The organism is Hafnia sp. CBA7124, from assembly GCF_002355555.1.
GTDB lineage: Bacteria > Pseudomonadota > Gammaproteobacteria > Enterobacterales > Enterobacteriaceae > Hafnia > Hafnia alvei.
Genome location: NZ_AP017469.1, coordinates 1,689,420 through 1,706,299 on the forward strand (window position 1 = coordinate 1,689,420; position 16,880 = coordinate 1,706,299).

At 50.8% G+C, this 16,880-nt stretch carries 11 protein-coding genes and 1 tRNA gene; 5 read left to right on the plus strand and 7 right to left on the minus strand.

Features of this window, described 5'->3' with window-relative positions; genetic code table 11:
* Positions 1-161: 161 nt before the first annotated feature.
* Positions 162-2,216 (plus strand): DNA helicase IV, encoded by a 2,055-nt coding sequence (gene helD, locus CPY98_RS07760; RefSeq protein WP_096387131.1) that lies wholly within the window; start codon positions 162-164, stop codon positions 2,214-2,216.
* Positions 2,217-2,260: 44 nt separating this feature from the next.
* On the opposite strand, the gene CPY98_RS07765 is transcribed toward helD, so the two are convergent.
* Together CPY98_RS07765 and CPY98_RS07770 are read right to left on the minus strand one after the other, a co-directional pair.
* Complete coding sequence (locus tag CPY98_RS07765) at positions 2,261-2,719, minus strand: methylglyoxal synthase (RefSeq protein WP_043492573.1); 459 nt, start codon at positions 2,717-2,719, stop codon at positions 2,261-2,263.
* 104 nt (positions 2,720-2,823) lie between these two features.
* On the minus strand, positions 2,824-3,333 hold the full coding sequence (locus tag CPY98_RS07770; protein ID WP_096387134.1) for a DUF2057 family protein: 510 nt from the start codon (positions 3,331-3,333) through the stop codon (positions 2,824-2,826).
* 201 nt (positions 3,334-3,534) lie between these two features.
* Between CPY98_RS07770 and CPY98_RS07775 the strand changes: the two genes are divergently transcribed.
* A complete protein-coding gene (locus CPY98_RS07775) occupies positions 3,535-3,951 on the plus strand; it encodes a CoA-binding protein (RefSeq protein ID WP_096387137.1) in 417 nt (138 codons plus the stop codon).
* A gap of 56 nt (positions 3,952-4,007) precedes the next feature.
* Here CPY98_RS07775 and hspQ read toward each other — a convergent pair whose 3' ends face one another.
* Positions 4,008-4,328, minus strand: coding sequence for a heat shock protein HspQ (hspQ, locus tag CPY98_RS07780; protein WP_025801019.1), 321 nt, complete (start codon positions 4,326-4,328; stop codon positions 4,008-4,010).
* A 157-nt stretch (positions 4,329-4,485) separates the two neighbouring features.
* Complete coding sequence (gene rlmI, locus CPY98_RS07785; RefSeq protein WP_040045938.1) at positions 4,486-5,679, minus strand: 23S rRNA (cytosine(1962)-C(5))-methyltransferase RlmI; 1,194 nt, start codon at positions 5,677-5,679, stop codon at positions 4,486-4,488.
* 108 nt (positions 5,680-5,787) lie between these two features.
* Between rlmI and yccX the strand changes: the two genes are divergently transcribed.
* Complete coding sequence (gene yccX, locus CPY98_RS07790) at positions 5,788-6,066, plus strand: acylphosphatase (protein WP_043492578.1); 279 nt, start codon at positions 5,788-5,790, stop codon at positions 6,064-6,066.
* Here the strand turns inward: yccX and tusE are convergent, their stop codons facing one another.
* Complete coding sequence (gene tusE, locus CPY98_RS07795) at positions 6,067-6,396, minus strand: sulfurtransferase TusE (protein ID WP_025801022.1); 330 nt, start codon at positions 6,394-6,396, stop codon at positions 6,067-6,069.
* Between the two features lie 185 nt (positions 6,397-6,581).
* Positions 6,582-7,244 (minus strand): FtsH protease modulator YccA, encoded by a 663-nt coding sequence (yccA, locus tag CPY98_RS07800; RefSeq protein ID WP_008813056.1) that lies wholly within the window; start codon positions 7,242-7,244, stop codon positions 6,582-6,584.
* Between the two features lie 271 nt (positions 7,245-7,515).
* Between yccA and CPY98_RS07805 the strand changes: the two genes are divergently transcribed.
* Positions 7,516-7,603 (plus strand) — tRNA-Ser (locus CPY98_RS07805).
* A 200-nt stretch (positions 7,604-7,803) separates the two neighbouring features.
* Here CPY98_RS07805 and CPY98_RS07810 read toward each other — a convergent pair.
* The gene (locus CPY98_RS07810) at positions 7,804-8,088 is read right to left on the minus strand and encodes a DUF4942 domain-containing protein (protein WP_255407737.1); all 285 of its coding nucleotides are present in this window, start codon (positions 8,086-8,088) and stop codon (positions 7,804-7,806) included.
* 310 nt (positions 8,089-8,398) lie between these two features.
* Between CPY98_RS07810 and CPY98_RS07815 the strand changes: the two genes are divergently transcribed.
* Positions 8,399-16,795, plus strand: a complete 8,397-nt coding sequence (locus CPY98_RS07815) for a S6 family peptidase (RefSeq protein WP_172863837.1) — start codon at positions 8,399-8,401, stop codon at positions 16,793-16,795.
* The last annotated feature ends 85 nt before the right edge of the window (positions 16,796-16,880 follow it).

The following is a 16,880-nucleotide window of genomic DNA, read 5'->3' on the forward strand; positions in this document are numbered from 1 at the left end:
TTTACCCTGTTTTGACTTTCTCTGATATTCATCTGCTATATCCACAGCGTAAAAGAGGGAAAATTCATAAAGATAAGCGCCATAACGCAGGTTCTAGGTATGTTGCAGGAACACAGGTAAACTATAGTGATACTGAAGAACGAAAATACAGTGGCGAAACAATGGAACTGAGAGCAACCAAAATGGGCCAACATCTGGCTCAGCATCCTTATAACCGTGTCAGACTGTTGAATGCGGGCGTTGAGGTGAGCGGCGATCGCCATGAGTACCTTATTCCGTTTAACCAATTGGTCGCCATTCATTGCAAACGAGGCATTGTGTGGGGCGAATTAGAGTTTGAACTCCCTGAAGCCAAAGTGGTGCGTTTGCACGGCACCGACTGGCAAGAGACGCAGCGCTTTTATCACCACCTACAGCAAAGCTGGCAGGCGTGGAGCGATGAAATGGCGCAAATCAGCGCCGACGTACTTTCTGCACAGGTCACCGAATTAGAACAGCTTAATCAGCAAGATCGTTGGCTCAAGCGCAGCGAACTCACAGATATTTGCACCATGATTAAAGGCTGTTTCGAAGCCATTCCTTTGCCGCAGCAGCGCCTTGAAGAGTTTGATAGCTGTCGTGAACGCTATCGCTATTGTCTTAAGTGGCTGAACTACGGTCTAAAAATGGTTGATGAACGCAATCAGCAATGGACCACGCGCATGCTGTCAGAGCACGCCGAGTTCTTCGAACAGGTAGAAAGCCAGCCGTTAAATTCTTCTCAAGCACAGGCCGTGGTGAACGGTGAAAACGGCGTTCTGGTGCTGGCCGGTGCCGGTAGCGGTAAAACATCCGTGCTGGTGGCGCGCGCAGGTTGGCTATTGCTACGTAAAGAAGCCACGCCAGAGCAGATCCTGCTGCTTGCCTTTGGGCGTAAGGCCGCAGAGGAGATGAACGATCGTATTAAAGAGCGTTTGCATACGGCAGATATTCAGGCCAAAACCTTCCATGCTTTAGCGCTGCAAATTATCAATCACACCGGCAAGAAAACGATCAATATCAGTAAGCTCGAAGGTGATGCTCAGGCTCGGCAAAAGCTGTTGGTGAAAACCTGGCAGCAAGAGTGTGCAGCGAAAAAAGCGCAGGCGAAGGGCTGGCGCCAATGGTTAACCGAAGATCTGGATTGGCAGGTTGATGAGGAAAACTACTGGCAAGACAAAAAGCTCGCGATGCGCTTAGCCGCCAAACTGGAACGTTGGGTAGGGCTAATGCGTGAGCATGGCGGTTCGCAGGCCCAGATGATTGAAGATGCGCCGGAAGAGATTCGTGATTTATTCCAAAAGCGCATTCGCCTGATGGCTCCGTTGCTCAAAGCTTGGAAAACGGCACTAAAAGATGAAGGCGCAGTAGATTTCCCTGGTCTGATACAGCAGGCGATCGCTGTGTTGGATAAAGGGCGGTTTATTAGTCCGTGGAAGCACATTCTGGTCGATGAGTTTCAGGATATCTCACCGCAGCGAGCAAGGCTGCTTGAAGCGCTACGTAAGCAAAACTCACGCACGAACCTGTTTGCTGTCGGAGATGATTGGCAGGCGATCTATCGTTTCAGCGGCGCAGAACTGACGCTCACCACCGCGTTTACCCAGCATTTTGGTGACAGCGATCGGCGCGAGCTTGATACCACGTATCGCTTTAACCGCCGTATCGGCGAAATAGCCAACGGCTTTATCCAGCAAAATCCTCATCAACTACGCAAAGCGTTAAATAGCCTGTCTGAAGGGCCGAAGAAAGCGGTGACGATTCTGCCGCAGGAGCGTCTGGAAGATTTGCTAAACAAGCTCAGCGGCTACGTAAAACCTGAAGAGCGCATCATGATTCTGGCGCGTTACCGCTACCTTAAACCGGATGTTTTAGATAAAGCCGCCACGCGTTGGCCTAAACTCAACATTGAATTCACGACTATTCACGCCAGCAAAGGACAGCAGGCTGACTATGTGATTATTTTAGGCTTACAAGAGGGGAAAGATGGCTTCCCTGCGACAACGGGCGAATCCGTCATTGAACAGGTTCTGTTGCCACAGAGCGAAGACTTCCCAGACGCTGAGGAGCGCAGGCTGCTTTATGTCGCGCTAACGCGAGCACGCCATCAAGTGTGGCTGATGCAGGATGTCGATAAGCCGTCGGTGTTTGTTGAACAGCTCAAACGGCTGGGCGCAGCGGTACAGCGCAAACCATAAAAAATGGGGACTTAAGTCCCCATTTTTGTCTCTTTTTTCCAGATTTACTTCAAACGCTCGGCTAAGTAGCGCTGATAATCGGGGATCGCGATCTCGACTTCGTCTTTAAACATCGGAGAGCTAATCAGGAAATCGGCCGTAGAACGGTTATTCGCGACGGGAATATTCCAAACCGTCGCCAAGCGCAGCAATGCTTTGACGTCGGGATCGTGTGGAACCGCATTAAGAGGATCCCAGAAGAATATCAGCATGTCGATTTTCCCTTCCGATATCAGAGAACCCACCTGCTGATCGCCACCCATTGGGCCACTCAGCATGCTGTTGACGGGAATGCCGGTCGCGCGTTGGATAAGATTACCCGTGGTGCCGGTAGCAGATAGCTGATGTTGTGCCAGCTGGTCGCGGTTTGCTTGCACCCAGCTCAGCAGCGCTTGTTTGCAGTGGTCATGGGCAACAAGCGCGATATGTTTTTTCTTAGCAATAGTGCGGGTGGTGAGTTCCATGTCTAGACCTTTAGCCAATCATATGAATTCACACACAATACAATAAGCTCGCTCACCATAATCAGACTAGACGCAAAAAATGAGGCTACCTGATGATTAATTCATCATTTTTGTGTTTTTTTAACCAGCGCAGGCAGAGCGGCTGAGGCATCGGAGAGGTTATAGCGCTGCATAGCCTGTTCATAGTTTGCTAATAGCGGCTGGCTGATGTGCAAAACATCGGATTTATATTCCACCGGATTACCACGGTTATTCAATAAATCGAAGCTGAGGCTTTTCTCAAACGCGCGAACGTCATGTTCGTTAAGCAGTTTGGGAATTTTAATGCTGATAGAGCTGTAGTCGCGCACGTCAAATACCACCACTAAAGGTACCGAGGTGAACATCCGTTGGTGCTGCCCCGCAGGGGGAACCATTTTCTCCACGCGGAACAATATTTGATGAACACCGCCGTTCAGTTCCAGACTATCGGCGCTTTTAAATAGGGCACTAGGTAGCGGCTGACCATCAACGGCCAGAAGTTCGACTTCTGAGCTAAACTTTAAGGTAGTAGCAAAAACGGACTGGCTGAGCAAAAATAGCAACGCACCTGTCTGTAAAACGCGATATCTCATGAAACCCTCAACTATAGACTGTGCGAAGGACATTGTTCAGTAGCCAGCATGGTGTGTCAAAGTATTTTGTTATTCATACTTACTTACATGTTAGCCGATGAATATCAAATATACCCACAACCACGACTCACTTAGGCTAAGCAAAGTGATAAGAATGACTCGTTTCGCCTACTTTTTGTATTTGCCACTTATGGAGCCAGCATGACCGAACAACAGATTAAATCTATTCTGCAACAGGTAAAGCATATCGCGTTAGTCGGTGCGAGCGATAAGCCACATCGCGCAAGCTATGAAGTCATGGCGTATCTGTTAGAACAAGGCTATCAGGTTACGCCCGTCAGTCCCAAATTGGCAGGGCAAAACCTGCTAGGCCAAAAAGTGTATGCCACCTTAGCTGAAATACCACACCCAATTGATATGGTTGACGTATTTCGGAATTCAGACGCAGCCTATGGCGTGGCGAAGGAGGCGATTGCTATAAACGCTAAAGTGCTGTGGCTACAGCTTGGGGTTATCAACGAACAGGCTGAACAGCTGGCGACAGAGGCCGGATTACAGGTTGTGATGGATCGCTGCCCTAAAATTGATATTCCGCGCTTAGGGTTAGAAAAGGCGTAAGGCAAAAACAAAAAAGCCCAGAACACTGGGCTTTTTAAAGAAAAGAATTCAGAACGTTAGTTTCTCAGCCGTGGTGCCTGCAACTGGTGGCGGATTGATTCGGCCAAATCATCCATAGAAGGCTGTTCAGGATGGGCATCGCTGTTTTCACCATCAAGCTGTGCTTCAGCCAAATAGGTATGCACCGCTTCACCATCATCATTCTCCATCACAACGTGATACCACGGCATATGACGCAAATGTTCATTTGCGGCTAGCTCGTCGGCGTCGGGTGCGACTTCGAGTGAATATTCAGGGTCAATATCTACCACCACGCCCAATGAGCCTAACAGTTTATGGCGTACCTGCTGTCCGATGCCAAATTTGCTGGTAATCATAATGACCTCCTGAGAAACCGTTGCTCTTTCCCCTGTCATTGCGGGTCGCACCAACAGGGTTTACCTATAAATATGTGGGCGGAGACGAACGTTTCAACCTTATCCATGGTATTTGCCGCTGCCTGAAACCGTTCATGGCAGCGACAATCGCTTTTGATTAACCGACTACACGACAAGCAAAGCCTTTCAGATACAGACCTTCAGGGTAAGACGCGATAACCGGATGGTCGGCCGCCTGACGATACTGCTCTATAAATTGTACATCACGTCCAGCATCTATGGCGGCGTCGGCTAAAATTTTCTGGAACAATTCGATTGGCATGAGCCCTGAACACGAGAAGCTCAGCAAGATGCCGCCGCTGTTCAGCAAGTTCATTGCCAACATATTGATATCTTTATAGCCACGGCACGCGCCCGCCAGCTGACTTTTGTTTTCTACAAACTTCGGCGGGTCCATGATGATAAGGTCAAATTTGCGGCCTTCATCGCGGTATTTGCGCAGCAGTTGGAAAACGTCGTCGCGGACGAATTCAGCTTTGCTCAAATCTAGCTGGTTGAGCTCGACGTTTTGGCGTGCCACATCTAATGCCGCCTGAGAGGTGTCTACGCTGATCACGTGCTCACAGCCGCCCATCAGTGCGGATACTGCAAACGCACCGGTGTAAGAGAAACAGTTCAGCACTTTGGCGTTGGCTGAGAAACGGCGCGCGGCGAGTCGGCTGTCGCGCTGATCGAGATAAAAGCCGGTTTTATGGCCTTCTTTGATATCAACCAAAATCTGCATGCCGTGCTCACGGATAGGCAGTAAGGCTGGTGGTTCATCGCCCAGCACTAAACCTTGCGCCAGCGGTAAACCCTCTTTTTTACGCACCGCAACGTCTGAACGATCGTAAATAGAGCACTCTGGGTAGCAATGCTGCAGCGCGGCTAACAGATTAGCACGCTGGTATTCAGCACCTGCCGAAAGTAATTGCAGGACGATGAAGTTTTGGAATCGGTCAATGGTAATGCCCGGCATACCATCAGACTCACCGGCGATCAGGCGATAACCCGTTAAATCATCACGCTCGGCCAACCAGGTACGCCACTGCTGAGCGGTTTGCAGACGATTGATGAAAAAGTCACGATCCACGGCTTCCTGCTGATCAAAGGTCCAAACACGCGCACGGATTTGAGACTGAGGCGAAAAAGCGGCGCGGGCCAGCCATTTTCCCTGAAAATCGCAAACGTCGATGGTTTCACCTGAAGCAGCATTACCCTCAACGCGGGTCACTGCACCGGAGAATACCCATGGATGGCGGCGGAGTAAGGACTTTTCGCGTCCTTTGGCAAGAAATAAACGTGCGGTCATGTTAGTTTTCTATGATCTATGATGAATCAGACAAATAAGGTGCGACATTGTCCGGTTATGGGACAAGAAAAGCAAATACCCAAATCATTCGGAGCTTAGGGAGGCAATATGTCAAAAGTCAGTATGGCGGCGTATGTTGCAGGCAGCGTGCAGGGCGTGGGTTTCCGCTATAACACGCAGCGTCAGGCGCGCTCGCTCAATCTCACTGGTTATGCCTACAACATGGATGATGGTCGAGTAGAGGTGGTGGCAGAAGGCGATGCTGACGCGGTAGAGCAACTGATTGAGTGGATAAAGCAGGGCGGTCCACGCGGTGCCCGAGTCGATCAGGTACTCACAGAACCGCGTTCGCTACAGAATTTCAGCCAGTTTAAAATCAAATACTGATTAAATGCATTTCACCGGTTTTGGCAAACCCGCAAGCTTAGTGGCTTGTTTGGCGGGGCCTTTAGGAAATAGGCGATATAAATAGCGGCTATTTCCTTTCTCCTCGCCATATTTCTGTGTCATGGCTTTTACCAGCATGCGAATGGCCGGAGACGTATTGAACTCCATATAGAACTCACGCACAAAACGCACCACTTCCCAGTGGGCTTCGCTTAACTCAATACCTTCTTCCGTCGCCAGCAAAGGCACCAGCTCTTCGCTCCAATCGCTACTGTTCAGTAAGTAACCCTGCGCATCCGTCTCAATCTGGCGGCCAGCAAATTCTAACATTGGGAATGTATCTCTTATCGACAAATCAGCGGCTATTGTAACTCAAGGAGCGGCAGCGCGGCAAAATGAGCAACAAGGGAGGGGGAAGTACCGTTTAAACGTACCGTCCAGAAACAAGAAAGCCCCGCTTTTGGCGGGGCACATTTTATTGGGTAAAACCGTGCTACATATTCAGCTGGGCTGAATTAGTTACTGCGTGCGAAACCCAAAATGCTCAACAGGCTGATGAACAGGTTATACAGGGACACATACAGGCCAACGGTGGCGCGGATGTAGTTGGTTTCGCCGCCATGAATAATGTTGCTGGTTTCCCACAGGATGGCACCCGTAGAGAACAGAATAAACAGCGCACTAATCGCCAGTGACAGCGCAGGGATCTGTAAGAACAGGTTGGCAATCACGGCAACCAGCAAAATAACAAAGCCTGCCATCATCATTCCGGACAGGAATGACATATCTTTGCGCGTAGTCAGCACGTAGGCCGAGCAGCAGAAGAACACCGCCGCCGTACCGCCCAGCGCCAGCATAATCAGATCGCCCGCACCGCTTGCGATAAAGGAACTTAAAATCGGGCCAAGGGTATACCCCATGAATCCGGTCAGCGCGAACACCGCCAAAATACCGGCAGGGCGATCGGCCAAACGGTAGGTTAAGAACATCAGGCCATAGAAACCAACCAGCATCAACAGCAGACCCGGAGCAGGCAGCATCAGCACCGTGCTAGCCGTGGCGGTTAATGCGGAGAACGCCAGCGTCAGTGCCAGCAGAAAATAAGTATTGCGCAACACTTTATGCGTGCTCAGCAGAGAGTCGCGCGAAGATGAGCTGGAAACAACAATACGGTCCATAGAATTTTTCTCTTGTGTAATGAATCGATCGGAAAATTATTGATCTAGAGCAAAATAATAGAGAGGAGAGCGCATACACGAAAGGCGTTTTACCCTTCTTTACTTTGATTACCGAGGGAAACTATCTAAAAGAAAGGCGAGATAACGTTGATGTTTTCATCAGTGCGCTGAAAAATAAAACAAACAAACCAATAATTGGTGATTTTATCAGCATTCGAACATTCTCGTGCTTTACAAGAAATTCCTGTGCCGTTATAGTTCGTCCCGTTGCGGAGGAGTGGCTGAGTGGTTTAAGGCAGCGGTCTTGAAAACCGTCGAGTGTAACAGCTCCTAGAGTTCGAATCTCTACTCCTCCGCCAAAATTCGAAACCCAAGTCGTTATGCGACTTGGGTTTTTTCTTTTGTACAGATTTTCAGTATGCCATCCGGTATGCCATTAGCCTTTGGCTGGGTTTCTCCCGTTTTCTCTTCATTTGGATGACTTAACGTTTAGCGTTTTCCTCTGCCAGTGTAATCTGATTTTTACTGGTGCGATTACAGTCCCATTGCTTGGCGTGCCCTAATAAATCGCAGGAAGCACCCCCGGATAGTGTTTCGTCACAATGTCGTTCATCTTCTCTGTCAGATCTCCCCGTTTAAACGTGATGTGCGCGGTTTCCTTCTGAAAATATCGAATACTGAACAATTCATCCTCGTAAACGCCCTTAGTTGGGTTATCCCGGATATGCTCCATCAGGCGAGTAGAAATATCACCCCGGTTGTCAGGTATCGGTTTACGATCCAGCACTTCGTAAGCTCCTTCAATGACTTTCTCCACCACGTTGCCTTTAGCAGGCGCGTGAATTACTGGAGCAGAATAATGGATTTATTCGCATGGCGTTGCAGGAAGCACCATAATATTAATTCAATAAATATTAGAGTTCACTTATATATTATAAATCAACTAATTATACGGTGGTTTTTTATTTTTAACTTCCAATCTGTATTATTTTATTTCCGATGTATTTTAACAATTAAGCACAATTAACTATTTTATTAATTTATTTGCATTCACCAATATCTGATATTCTTTCGAAAATTTTTAATTTTAGGCTCTGCATATTCCATTATAAGAATATGTTGTTGTTATGCTATTAAGTTTAAGGATGAACGATATGGAATTTAAAAAGACACTACTGGCTTCATTAATATTCAGTGCGCTTATGGAACCGGCATCGGCAGCATTAATGCGTGATGATATCAGCACCCAGGTTTATCGCGATTTTGGCGAGAACAGAGGGATTTTTGCCGCAGGCTCAACTAATATTCCTATTTATCACATAGATGGTTCTTTGAGTGGAGTCATTAATGTGATGCCTGATTTTAGTGCCAGTCATGATACTGGATTTGAGACATTAATCGATCCCCAGGTCGTTGCAACGGCAACTCATGTTAGTTATACCTCGGTAGTATCGTTTGGAAAGCGATACCAGCAATTAGACTCCACCTTGTTTAGCGGCGCGGAAAATGCCAGCACCTATTCATTGATGAATGAAGTGACACAACGTGCTTATGAAGTGAATGCAGGAGACGATTACAAGATAGTGCGTGAACGATCTATCGTTACTGATGCGGCGCCTGCGGAACTTTTTACCGATACCAGCCAGTTTAAAGCGGGACTTCTTATTGCTAGGGTGGGTGGGGGATACTTTTCAGTTGCGACAGGAATAGGCCAAGATGATTGTCTAGACTATGGGCCAATGGCTGGTGGGTTAAATATCGTAAGGGCATCAGCGAAGGATGGGAATGTTTATGATTTAAACTTTCGGCTCGATGTGAATCAAAGAACTGCCCTTGATGTTGGTACATTAAGTGGCGATAGCGGTAGTGGTATATGGGGATGGGACAGTGTTTCCAATAGCTGGAAGTTCTTAGGTGTCAATTCTGCAGGAAGCGGTGCAGGGTATAACAAAATGACTTATTTTCGCTCTGCTCCAGAGTGGACGCAGTCGACAATAAACAGCTTCAACGATCCGTCCATTAATACCCTGAATGCTTCAGATGTTATTTATGTTGGTGCCCAGAATATCTCCACCGGAGAGGGGGATTTCACCCTCAATGGTGACACCATTCGCTATCACGGTATTCGTACTGACATTGCGGAATCTGCCCGAGCCAACGCCGATTTCATGAGTAACAAAAACCTGATCCTGGGCGGGGCCGGTGGAACCCTGGAACTCACGGCTCAAAATCTTGACATGGGCGCAGGTTCACTCACCTTTAACTCTGATTACATTCTCTCTGATGGTGGCGACAGCTCCCGGCGCATGAATACCGCGGGTTACATCATTAACCTTGGTGCGACGGTTATCAGCAACCTGACCGGTAGTGCGGGAGATATCTGGCGTAAAATTGGTCTCGGCACGCTGGTGATCGACGGCAGCGGGGTCAACCATTCTGACCTGTATGTCGGTGATGGGCTGACTATCCTGCAACGTGAAGGCGGCCATGCGGCTGACGCGATGCATATCAGCAGCGGCAGAGCCGTGGTGCGTCTGGGGGCAGCCGGTCAGCTTGATGGTACTCAGGTCGGGTTCGGTGTAAAAGGCGGAGTCCTCGATCTTTACGGCCAGTCTCTGACCTGGAACGATATTATCCATATGGATAACGGTGCGACAATTGGCATGTCTAAAGCCAATGCGATATCGACTTTCACCTTTACCGGCAGCGGACCAAAAACCTATCTGGGTAATTTCTTTGACGGCGGGGAACTTGATAAAGGTCTGCTGCATCTTGTTTATGCACCGGGGACATCTGGCTCCTCCTGGACGCTGAAAGGTAATATTAATACCCGTGGCGGAATGGATATCCTTGACGGAAGTTTGGCTATTCAGGGCGCGTTCACGTTGCATGCTGGCGGCTATATCGATCCCACTCAATATGAAACTGCTTCCTTTGACCTCGGCGACAGCCTGGTCAATTTAACGGATAGCCAGTTTACCGTGGGTCGAGATGCCATGGCGCGGGGTCACTTCGTGCTGGACAATAACTCATCCCTGGTGATGACATCCGGTGGAGAAGTGAGCACCAGCGAACAGGGCGTAACGGAAGGGGCCTATCTCGACGGTAGCGTGAATCTTTCAGGGAGTGATTCAGTTATCAAGGTGGCTCCGGAAGAGGCATTCCGCGTACAAATTAATGCGGCGCTCAGTGGAGCGGGTTATATCCTTAAGGAAGGTCTGGGGACGCTGTATCTGACCGGCGTCAATACCCTAACGGGGAACAATCTGATCTCCACCGGGCGGGTGATTGCTGGCTCACTGGCCAGCATCGGGACGCAATCGGGGGGCTGGACGATTGCTGATGCAGGCGTGCTGGATGTGGGGAATAACGCTGCAAGCCTGGCCAGTTTGCTGGATAAAATTTCGGGCACCTCCCGTGGTGTATTAGCCATGACGGGAGCCATTACCACCCCCGATCAAATGTCTCTGCTTAAAGATGATCTGTACATGGGCAGCAGCGGCACGCTGGATCTGGGGGTGACCGGACAAAATCTGACGTACGGTGCTCAGGATCTCTATCTGGGCGGCGGTGGCGGTGAAGTTAACATTAACGGCTACCTCCCGACGGGCGGTTCTTCACTGTATCTGGGTAATGGAAAGAGTGATGGGACCGTTCATATTACCAGTATGAATGAAAACTGGGTCGGGAATGTCGATCTCCGATCGGGCATTCGCCTGATCACTGACTACCAAAACTCGCTGGGGAATGGTCGTCTCAACGTGAATTATGGTGCTACGGCCGGGTTTAACGTCGCAAAAAATATTACCGAACAATCGGCGGGTATGCTGAGTATCAAATCGTCAGACAGTTTCGGCTATGACTTGAGCACCTACCAGCAGCTGGCGATTGGGGCTCTTACCGGTGATACGTTGACGTTGGATAAGATGCTAAAACCGACGCAGACGGGCTACTACTTCTCGGGCGGGGGCGATCTGGTGGTCAACAGCGCGCTGTTGAGTGGTAACTCTCTTACGGTGGATGCACAGGACAACGACGGCGGAACCGTCACGTTAAACGCCGCTAACGATTTACACAGCAAGGTAACTGTACGCGGTTATAACAGTGACAACTCGATTTCACGCAAAAATGATATGACGCTGAAATTCGGTGTGGATAATGCCATCGATGAAAATTCACACGTAGTGCTCGAAGACGGCGGTGTTATCGACCTGAATGGTCACAGCGCGGTGCTGAAAATGGATTCAGGCACACTGAATTCAAAAATCACCTCTTCCGACACGACGCACGCGTCGACGCTGAACCTGCAAGAAGATGCGGATTTAGCGTTAAATAGCCTCATTTCCGGGTCGGATATGCATCTGGTGAAATCAGGTACTGGCTCCCTCACGCTAGGTGGTGCGAACACTTTTGCCGGGGATGTCCTGCTCTCGGAGGGCGAAACCCTCGCCGGGAGCAATCAGGCGTTTGGTGTAGCGGCAAATATCGTGACGGTCGCCAAAAACGCCATGCTCGATCTGAATGGTTACAGTGTCTCGAATATGGTTAATCTCTCTTCAGACTCTCTGATCAACAGTGGAAAAGGGGCAATAACCCTCGGTGGGATCAGCCTGAGTGCCGACAGCACGGCCACCTTTAGCGGCAGATCTGACGCGACAACGATAAACCGGTATCAGCTCAACGGGCACCAGTTGACCGTAAATAATGTAAATACCAGTTTTGCGACCAATTCCCTTGATGATGGTGACATCGTCTTTAATAACAGCACCCTTAGCTGGGGCGGAAGCAATAACAGCCTGTTAAATGGCAGCGGTTCATTGACGTTGGGGAATAACACGTCACTTGAATTGCGTGATGTAAAGCAAGATGCTGCACCGGATAAAACGATTGTTCTGAACGGTGGTTCGATTAACTCTGGCTCAAGTGGTGGCAATGGCGGCGGGAGTGGCGCCACCTTGCGTAGCGATCTTCGGGTCGATTCCGGCGGCGGTACTTTGTTTGGCAATAACTGGTCTTTTGGCATCAATTTAGGTGTTTACGGTGCAATATCGGGCAGCGGAAAGCTGAATATTTCGGGTAAGCAGGGCGTATCCTTTTTTGGCGATACCTCAGCTTTTACCGGCGATCTGGTGATGAAAACCAACGGCCTTCTCTATCTTACGCCGCTTAATGACACGGTGCTTGCAGCAAACATTACGCAAGACGGGAATGGCAAAGTGTATAAAACCGGTGGCAAAAACCTAACGCTCACCGGTGACAATCATCTCTACACCAACGAATTTGCTGTACAGGGCGGTACTCTGACGCTGGGAAGCACCACGGCGGCGACAGGCGGGGATATCCGCATGACCGCCGGTACGCTCAAACTCGACAGTGACAGTAAAGTCAGCCTGAGCAACCTGGCGGCGGGCAGCACCGTCGATCTGCACGGTCACAGCGGTACGCTGAATATCAAAGCCAACGCGGCGGGATCCACGATCACGTCATCTGATGCTGACAATGAGTCGGCGTTGAATTTGCTCGTCAATACTGCGACTTCGCTCAACAGCACCATCACCGGCCAGAACATCCATTTCAACAAACAGGGAACGGGCACTCTGACGCTGGCGGCGGCTAACACCTTTAGCGGTGATGCGCTGCTGTCTGGGGGTAAAACCCTTCTCGGCAATAGCCAGGCGCTGGGTAATACCACGAATGACGTGACGCTGGCGAACACCGCGACGCTCGATCAGAACGGTTTTGATCTGGCGTATGACGTGATCTTTGATGGTGGGACGCTGACGACCGGCAGCAAAACTCTGGATCAGCAGATCGACGGCGGGCTAGATGTTAAATCGCAGGGGACATTGCTGGGTCAAACGTCCGGCATGAACGTCTACGGGGCCGTGTCCGGCAGCGGCACGCTGAATATTGCGGGTATCAATGGCGCTTCGTTCTTCGGTGATACCTCCGACTTTGACGGTTTGCTGTCGGTGAAAGACGGCAGTCAACTGGTGTTTGATTCAGCCCAGGACACGACGTTAGCCGCTAATCTGGCAAGCGAAGGCAACAATAAAGTTATCAAGCAGGGTGACAGTGCGCTTACCCTGAGCGGTGACAACCATCTCTACACCAACGAATTTGCTGTAGAGGGCGGTACTCTGACGCTGGGGAGCACCACGGCGGCGACAGGCGGGGATATCCGCATGACCGCCGGTACGCTCAAACTCGACAGTGACAGTAAAGTCAGCCTGAGCAACCTGGCGGCGGGCAGCACCGTCGATCTGCACGGTCACAGCGGTACGCTGAATATCAAAGCCAATGCGGCGGGATCCACGATCACGTCATCTGATGCTGACAACGAGTCGGCGTTGAATTTGCTCGTCAATACTGCGACTTCGCTCAACAGCACCATCACCGGCCAGAACATCCATCTCAACAAACAGGGAACGGGCACTCTGACGCTGGCGGCGGCTAACACCTTTAGCGGTGATGCGCTGCTGTCTGGGGGTAAAACCCTTCTCGGCAATAGCCAGGCGCTGGGTAATACCACGAATGACGTGACGCTGGCGAACACCGCGACGCTCGATCAGAACGGTTTTGATCTGGCGTATGACGTGATCTTTGATGGTGGGACGCTGACGACCGGCAGCAAAACTCTGGATCAGCAGATCGACGGCGGGCTAGATGTTAAATCGCAGGGGACATTGCTGGGTCAAACGTCCGGCATGAACGTCTACGGGGCCGTGTCCGGCAGCGGCACGCTGAATATTGCGGGTATCAATGGCGCTTCGTTCTTCGGTGATACCTCCGACTTTGACGGTTTGCTGTCGGTGAAAGACGGCAGTCAACTGGTGTTTGATTCAGCCCAGGACACGACGTTAGCCGCTAATCTGGCGAGCGAAGGCAACAGTAAAATTGTCAAGCAGGGTGACAGTGCGCTTACCCTGAGCGGTGACAACCATCTCTACACCAACGAATTTGCTGTAGAGGGCGGTACGCTGACGCTGGGAAGCACCACGGCGGCGACAGGCGAGGATATCCGCATGACCGCCGGGACGCTCAAACTCGACAGTGACAATAATATCAGCCTGAGCAACCTGGCGGCGGGCAGCACCGTCGATCTGCACGGTCACAGCGGTACGCTGAATATCAAAGCCAATGCGGCGGGATCCACGATCACGTCATCTGACGCAGACAACGAGTCGGCGTTGAATTTGCTCGTTGATACTGCGATTTCGCTCAACAGCACCATCACCGGCCAGAACATCCATATCAACAAACAGGGAGCGGGCACTCTGACGCTGGCGGCGGCTAATACCTTCAGCGGTGATACGCTGCTGTCTGGGGGTAACACCCTTCTCGGCAATAGTCAGGCGCTGGGTAATACCACGAATGACGTGACGCTGGCGAACACCGCGACGCTCGATCAGAACGGTTTTGATCTGGCGTATGACGTGATCTTTGATGGCGGGACGCTGACGACTGGCAGCCAAAACGCAGATCAGCGGATCGACGGCGGGCTGGATGTTAAATCGCAGGGGACATTGCTGGGTCAAACGTCCGGCATGAACGTCTACGGGGCCTTGTCCGGCAGCGGCACGCTGAATATTGCGGGTATCAATGGCGCTTCGTTCTTCGGTGATACCTCAGGCTTTGACGGTTTGCTGTCGGTGGAAGACGGCAGTCAACTGGTGTTTGATTCAGCCCAGGACACGACGTTAGCCGCTAATCTGGCGAGTGAAGGCAACAGTAAAATTATCAAGCAGGGTGACAGTGCGCTTACCCTGAGCGGTAACAACCATCTCTGGAGCAGCCTGCTGGAGCTGGATCAGGGCGATCTGATTATCAGTAAGGCACAAGCCACTCCGGCGGGGGAAATTGCTCTCAATGGCGGGCGGCTTGTGTTTGACGTCGAGGAGGATATGACGCCGGACACGCTGTTTAGCGGAACGGCGGGGCAGATGGTGAAAAGCGGCAACGGCAAACTGACCCTCAACGAAGACAACACCTTCAACCAGCAAACGCTGGTGGATGAGGGGATCCTGGAAATCGGCGATGCGTCGCATGATTCGGCTTCGCTGGCGGGCGACGTGCAGGTGAATTCGGGCGGCATGCTTCAGGGCTATGGTTCTCTGGGCGGTGATCTGGTTAACAACGGCACAGTTCGCCCGGCCGGAGCGGGCAGAAGTTTACGAGTATCGGGCAATTACACCCAGTCAGCCGATGGGCTGATGCTGGTTGATATTGACCCGCTGGAAGGGGCCTCGTTGCTGGATGTCAGTGGTCACGCCATGCTCGCGGGCGGAATGAAGACAATTTATGCGCCGGGAACCTACACGCCACAGTCCTATGCTGTCCTGAATGCGCAGGGGGGCATCGAGGGGCAATTCGCCTCGTTAAGCGGTAATATTGAGGGGCTAGACCAGCAACTGAGCTACAGTGAAAACAAAGTGACACTCAATACTGCTGCTGTGAAGGTAGACCCGGTAGATCCTGTAGACCCGGTAAATCCGGTAGACCCAGTAAATCCGGTAGACCCAGTAAATCCGGTCGATCCGGTTAACCCGCCGCCGGCCCCAACGTTCAAGGTGACCCCAAGCAACCTGCGAGCCTATGACATGCAACTACTGTCCCTCGGGATGCAAAAACCGACGCAGTGGAGTATGGACCAGGTTGACTGGTCGAAGACAGCGAATGGCAAATCCGTTTGTGACCTGTCTGAATCCTGCTATCACGACGATGCCATGTGGGTCATGCCGCACATGAGCAATGGCAGTATCAGCAGTGGAAATGGCAATGCCAAAGTTGACGGCATGTCAATTGGCGGGTACACGGAAATGGGCAACACGCGCATGGGTATTGCTGTTGATTATTCCGACTTTGACCTGGCGGACGATGGCTCGTCATCCAGTGCAAATCGCTATGCGGTAAACCTTTTTGCTTCGCAAAAAGTGGACAGCGCCGTGCTGACCGGCTCCCTGGGCTATACCCACTCGACAACGAATGTCACTCGTAAGGTTGAAAGCGATGGTATTCAATTGGGTGATGGGAAAAGTAACATTACCGGCAATGCCATATCCGGTGGGTTAAGCGCTAACTGGGCGGTGCAGATGGGTGAAACCACCCTGGTGCCGCAAATCGGTGTGGACACTCTGAACGTCTTCTACTCGGGCTTCAATGAACATCTGTCGACAGACAATGAAATGTTCGGCTCCGTTATCAATAAAATGAAAGTACACGGCGACTCCGACAGGTACGACAGCGTACAGCCAAACGTTGGGGTGAAAATTGCCCACGGTTTGACCTTCGGCAACACAGAAGTGACTCCGGCGCTGAGAGTGACTTACCGCCACGAGCTGATGAATAACAACAACGGCACAGTGGCGAGTAATGACGGCACGCTGTTCTCGGTGAAAAGTGACACCCTCGGACGTGACATCGTTGAGTATGAGGCGGGTGTGGATGTGAAATTCACCCCGCGTCTGAGCGCATCCATCAGTTATACGGGTAGCAATCAGCAAGGGTATCAGTCTCAGGAGGGGATGATCCGCGTTAAATATAATTTCTGATAGTCTGACATAACGTGAAGGGCTGCCATTCGAATGGCGGCCCTTTTTACTTTTCAAAATTGCGTCCGATCAACTAAATTCGAAG